The following is a 5,820-nucleotide window of genomic DNA, read 5'->3' as shown; positions in this document are numbered from 1 at the left end:
GTGGCGCAAACGGGCGTGGATGATGACGGTAAGATTGGCATTACCTTAAACCCAGACTTAGACGTTGACAGCGTTAAGACAGGCAACAGCCTACTGAACAATGACGGTCTCACTGTCAATGATGGTGTAGGCAACATCACCAATGTGACCGCGACGGGTACCACCGTCACTAACGGTACTTACACCAGCACCGTTGGCGCCACGCAGATTGTTGCTGGTGGTATTAATCCAGTCACAGTGAATGGCACGGCAGGAACCGTCAACGGATTAACCAACACAACATGGGACCCTGTTAACCGACCCATTGTGTCAGGTCAAGCCGCGACTGAAGATCAGTTGAAGTCAGTCAGTGATGTGGCGAATACCGGTTGGGATGTGAGTGCCAACGGTACTACTGGCGAAAATGTAGCACCGGGCGCCAAAGTCGACTTTAGCAATACCGATGACAATATCGTTATTGCACAAACGGGCACAGATCTTGAGTTCAACCTAAACCCAGACTTAGACGTCACAAGTGTTAAGACAGGCAACAGCCTACTGAACAATGACGGTCTCACTATTGTAGGCGGTCCAAGCGTTACCCAAAGTGGTATTGATGCTGGTGGTAAAGTCATCACAGGCGTTGCTAGTGGAGTGGGTAGTGACACTAACGCGGCGAACATTGGCGATCTAAAGGATGCAGTGACTGGCGTCACAAATGCTGGTTTAAGCTTCAAAGGCGATCGCGGCATTGCTATCAATCGCAAACTTGGTGAGACTCTCAATATCACAGGCGGTGCAGCAACAGGAGCAGCACTAACGACAGGTAATATCGGCATTCGTAACGATGGTAGTGATGGTTTGATTGTAGAGCTTGCCGAAAAAGTCGACTTAGGTACTGATGGTAGTGTTAAGGCTGGTGTTACTATTATAGATAATACTGGTCTGACTATTGTAGGCGGTCCAAGCGTTACTCAAAGTGGTATTGATGCTGGCGGCAAAGTTATTATAGGAGTTGCTGATGGTCTAGTGGCTACTGGTAGCAAAGAGGCAATCAATGGCGGTCAGTTGTTCGGTACTGCAAACTCCGTTGCCAACAACTTCGGTGGTGGTTCTAAAGTGAATGATAATGGAACCATCAGCGCTCCAAAGTATGAGCTAAATGATGGAGTAGATATATACGATAATGTAGGCGATGCACTTGGCGGCCTAGATGATCGTGTTTCTGCTAATGCCGATAACATTACTAATATAACTAATGGTACGGCAGGTATTGTCCGCCAAGATCCTACTACTGAAGAGATTACTGTAGGTAGTCAGACAGGCGGAAATAGCGTTGACTTTTCTGGGACAGATGGTAATCGAGTGTTAACTGGCGTTGCTGATGGTAAAGTTGAGTTAGGAAGTAAAGACGCGGTCAACGGCGGTCAGCTACATAATCTTGGTAGTGATGTTGCTGGTATTATCGGTGGTGAAGCTACCTATGATGCGAATGGCAATCTCACCGCTAATAACATCGGTGGTACAGGTAAAGGAAACATTAACGACGCTATTGCTTCTATCAACCAAGGTAACGCACAGGCCAACGAAGACATCAAAGTCAATGCCGATAATATCCAAGCCAATATTGATAGACTCGATTCGGGTCTTAGCTTTGGAGCAGATACTGGTGACAATATTAATAAGCCTATTGGTGACAGTAGTGCGCTTAAGTTTGAGGGCAGTAATAATATCACCACCTCTGCTACTGGCAACAGTATCAAGTTTGACCTAAACGGTAATATCAGTGTGGATAGTGTCACGGCTGATAGTGTGACTACAGGTAACACGACAGTCAACACCAATGGCATCACCATCAAAGATGGTCCAAGCATGACCACTGACGGCATCAATGCCGGTGATAAAACGATCACCGGTGTCGCTGATGGTATCGAAGTCAATGATGCTGTCAACTTTGGTCAGCTCAATGCGCTTGATGGGAAGCTCAGTAACAGCGTTAACGAGCTCGGTTACAAGATTAATGAAGTAGAAGACGATGCCAACGCTGGTATTTCAGCAGCAATGGCAATGTCTTCACTGCCACAAGCTTATATCCCTGGTAAGTCAATGGTTGGTGGCGGTATCGCTACTTATAATGGTCAAAGTGCCGTGGCAATTGGTGTGTCTAAAGTGTCTGATAATGGCCGCTGGGTCATTAAAGTAAATGGTACCGCAGATACCCAAGGCAATGCTGGTGGCGCAGTGGGTGCAGGCTTCCATTTCTAATCTACCACGCGATGTAGTGACAGCGTCTATTCATGAATAGACGCTGTCAACTCACTTATAAAACATATTTAGGGATGTATAATGAAAAAATCTGTATATCATTATTGCTTACTAGCAACAACGGCGTTACTCTTCACGATGACGGGTTGTAGCCAAAAGAACATTTTACCAACTTGGCACTTAACACCTGGGGCGCAGCATGGCTCTGTAGATGCCGATAGCTTGGTATTCCCTGATCCAAACAAAGCTTGGCAAAAAGGCGGTACTATCGTCAATCATGATGATGTCGCCAAGATTAGTGTAGGAACTACTAAAGATGAGATTTATAAACTCATCGGGACCCCTCATTTTAGTGAAGGCTTCAATGCTCGTGAATGGGATTATATTCTCAAATTTTATAATACCGATAATGAAGTAGAGGTTTGCCAGTATAAAATTATTTTTGATGACAGTTATGAAGGGAGAATGCGTGACGACGAATTCTTTGCAACTGAATTCTATTGGCTACCTGCATCCTGCGAGAAGTATTCGGAGCTTGCGCGTTAACTAGAAAATCTAACGTCAGAACATCGACCAGGATAAGGTTCGTTATTGTCATTGTTAATCCTGCCTTTCAAGCTATAAATATAGCTTGAAAGGCTTTTTTATGGTTTTTGGGTTGCTCTAATAACATTTAGCTAATTCATTTAAAAAACTAGATCCATAACCTTTAAAGTTTATTTGTATACGGTGTGTCTTAGTCTTATCCACTAATCAGTTATACTTAAAATCAAAGCCATGAGAAATATGAGTCTGAGACTGAATCAGCAGTTGAGATACTGGCTATTTGATTGTTTTGGACATTTATGAAGCTTAGTAGCCTATCCGATTAAACGCCATCCACAGAATACTGTTCTTATTTATAAATAATATGACTTTCTAATCAAAGGCGCTATTTTTTATTCTATTTAATAAGCAAAACTCATGATAGATTTCTGGCAAAAGCTATGTTGTACCAAATATAAACCCTCAGTAATATATAGATATTTTAGTAGGAAGCGGGTCGTAGTTAATGTGACGAGTTATCCTATCGTTATTTAAAGGTAATACGCATAATTTGTTTAGTAAAAAAACTCAATATGGCTTAAAATTTCTCTAAAGTAAAAATTGATATTATCTTTTTAATATAGTAGACCTATTATTTTGTCACTATAATTTTTGAGTGAGTAACGATAAACAGTTATGACATTTAGACAGGTGCATACGTATACAGCCTGAATATGACTAACTTTCAAATATCAATCCAAATGAGAGCGTGTTATAACCCTTATAAAAACGGTTCGAGCTTTCAGCTTGCTGGCTATTATCACTGCCATACAAGTTTCATCACTGACTTCTGACTACGCCCATGACCCTAGTGCACATACCCTGCCTGCCAAAGAGTGGCAGATCACCGGCCAGCCTAGTGTCGCTGCTGACTTTATCAAATTAGAAGACGACATAGTTTATCTGACCGACAGTCATCATCAGCTACTCTCTTTTAACTTGTCAGAATTTTTAGCCAATGATCAAACCTATATTTTGGAAAAAACGCCCATATTCAAAAACGTCAGTACCCATCATGATGATAAATATCTGTATGTCGAATCAAACGGTATCCCAAGCCATGAAATGATGACAGGTATCACCAGTTGGCAACAGCAGGTACCTATCGACCAGGATTATACCAATGAGAATAGTTGGGTCATTCCCTTACAGCCTGAGCTTGCCGATGAGCCTTTAATGGGCAAAGACAATTTTATGAAAGGGGCCATCGCTATTGCAGCTAATGGCATTCCTATATTCAACCCATTAAACAATCGGGGTGAGGACACCGAAGCATTCGGAGAGTTAGACAATCTGGACGCGCTGATGATTACCACTATCATCTTGCACCAACCCATCTACAGTCACAAGTTGGTGAAGATAAGCCCATTGCTTATGCGCTAGATGGTTTTCCTGTCTATGGTGAAACGGATGATGAGCTGGATGAATATTTAGGAAAACACAATGAAGACGGTAGCTATGGATACCATGCTACTTCAGAGTTTCCGTATTTAATTGCAGGTTTGCGCGGTAAGGTCACTATAAACCCAGATACGAAAGCGCCGGAAAATGAAATTTCACCGCAAGCACATACTTATGGCGTTCGCCCAGCGCTAACGCCTTTGCGCGGAGCCGAGATCACAGATTATAAGCCCGACTAAATATAGTCTAACGTATACCCATGACGGTCAAGAGCATAAGCTGAATTACAGTTGGGGCGCTACTGAAGCGACTAAAGATACTTATACTTTTGAGTTTATTGATCCAGAAGGTACGACCGTACAGACTTATAAACGCTCTGATGATACACAGAAAAAATAATGTGCATCTAATGGTAATGATCAGTTATAGAGACAAATAAGCTGAGTTTTAGACCATCTTATATAATGCTAAGGAATCCTAATGAAACCTATTTTAATACCTGCTTTGCTAACCACGACGATATCTGCTGTATTTCTAGCGGCGTGTAGCCAAACTCAAATAGACTCAGTAGCTACCGATGCCAATGAGCAAACGACAGCATCAATAAGTAGTGCAGATGCCAGCAGCTATACTGGTACCGCTAGCTTAACTCAAGGTCTTGCCCAGACTGATGTGACAAATACCTATGAATGTGACCGCGGTTGTCAAACCAACATCGGTAGTATCTAGTCAACTGACGGTAAATCGTGGACAGTACCAGCAGCGACCAATTTGCTCAATACAGATTTCCAAGTGGCGTCCGACTTAAACAATCCTTGTACGGGCAACGACTATCGCACCGCCAGTGAAGCTTTAGCTCAGACATCATTGAAATAGACGCAAATGGTGAGGTGTATACCGCTTACGTCTTTGCAGATAATTATTTTGAGATGTATGTAAATGGTATAGCAGTTGGACGTGATAATGTACCATTTACTCAGTTCAATTCAAACATAGTGCGTTTTAAGGCAAAAGCACCGTTTACTGTTGCTATGCATCTGGTAGATTGGGAAGAAAACTTAGGTATTGGTTCAGAGAGTAATAACGGCTCAGAGTTTCATGCAGGAGACGGTGGTCTAGTCGCTGTGATCAAAGATAAAGATAACAACATCATTGCTAAGACCGATGAAACCTGGAAAGCACAAACCTTTTATACCGCGCCGATTAGAGACTTGTCCTGTGTTAGTGAGTCAGGTAGCGAGCGCCTATCTAGTAATTGTGTTACCACAGCTAATGTACAAGACGGTTCGGCAGATTATGGCCTGCATTGGGAATTGCCTGCCAACTGGCAACAAGCAGACTTTGATGACTCTAGTTGGCCGAACGCTACTACCTATAGTAACCAAACCATTGGGGTAGACAACAAATCAGCTTATACCAATTTCATAGATATTTTTGATAATGGAAAAGCAGATTCTGAATTCATTTGGTCAACCAATGTCGTACTCGACAATGAGAGACCATCCCGAATTCTGTGTAACTGCCATTTAGATTAAATGCCTGCTTATACGATCATCAAACATAATCATAAAGCGATTCAAAGCAGACGTC

General features: G+C 42.5%; 6 protein-coding genes. All 6 read left to right on the top strand.

What is annotated here, in order from left to right:
• The coding region (locus tag ACQKCG_RS13640) for a YadA-like family protein (protein ID WP_427585485.1) at nt 1-2,244 on the top strand (2,244 nt) is incomplete at its 5' end.
• 81 nt (nt 2,245-2,325) lie between these two features.
• Entirely contained in the window at nt 2,326-2,790 is a 465-nt protein-coding gene (locus ACQKCG_RS13635; RefSeq protein ID WP_427550838.1) for an outer membrane protein assembly factor BamE, read from the top strand.
• Between the two features lie 786 nt (nt 2,791-3,576).
• Nucleotides 3,577-4,212 (top strand): hypothetical protein, encoded by a 636-nt coding sequence (locus tag ACQKCG_RS13630; protein WP_261871181.1) that lies wholly within the window; start codon nt 3,577-3,579, stop codon nt 4,210-4,212.
• The gene (locus tag ACQKCG_RS13625; protein WP_370587887.1) at nt 4,104-4,469 is read left to right on the top strand and encodes a YHYH protein; all 366 of its coding nucleotides are present in this window, start codon (nt 4,104-4,106) and stop codon (nt 4,467-4,469) included. Before ACQKCG_RS13630 ends, ACQKCG_RS13625 begins: the two co-directional genes overlap by 109 nt.
• A gap of 241 nt (nt 4,470-4,710) precedes the next feature.
• A complete protein-coding gene (locus ACQKCG_RS13620; protein ID WP_261871182.1) occupies nt 4,711-4,959 on the top strand; it encodes a hypothetical protein in 249 nt (82 codons plus the stop codon).
• A 161-nt stretch (nt 4,960-5,120) separates the two neighbouring features.
• On the top strand, nt 5,121-5,765 hold the full coding sequence (locus ACQKCG_RS13615; protein ID WP_261871183.1) for a hypothetical protein: 645 nt from the start codon (nt 5,121-5,123) through the stop codon (nt 5,763-5,765).
• Nucleotides 5,766-5,820 lie beyond the last annotated feature (55 nt).

Source organism: Psychrobacter sp. NPDC078929 (assembly GCF_050267985.1).
Taxonomy (GTDB): domain Bacteria; phylum Pseudomonadota; class Gammaproteobacteria; order Pseudomonadales; family Moraxellaceae; genus Psychrobacter.
The sequence above is the reverse complement of the archived record's forward strand: the minus strand, read 5'-3'. Positions and strand labels throughout refer to the sequence as shown.

What these genes read in the sequence shown, in the direction of transcription:
- ACQKCG_RS13620 (WP_261871182.1), top strand. Translation starts at nt 4,711, where the DNA reads ATGAAACCTATTTTAATACCTGCTTTGCTAACCACGACGATATCTGCT.
- ACQKCG_RS13635 (WP_427550838.1), top strand. Translation starts at nt 2,326, where the DNA reads ATGAAAAAATCTGTATATCATTATTGCTTACTAGCAACAACGGCGTTA.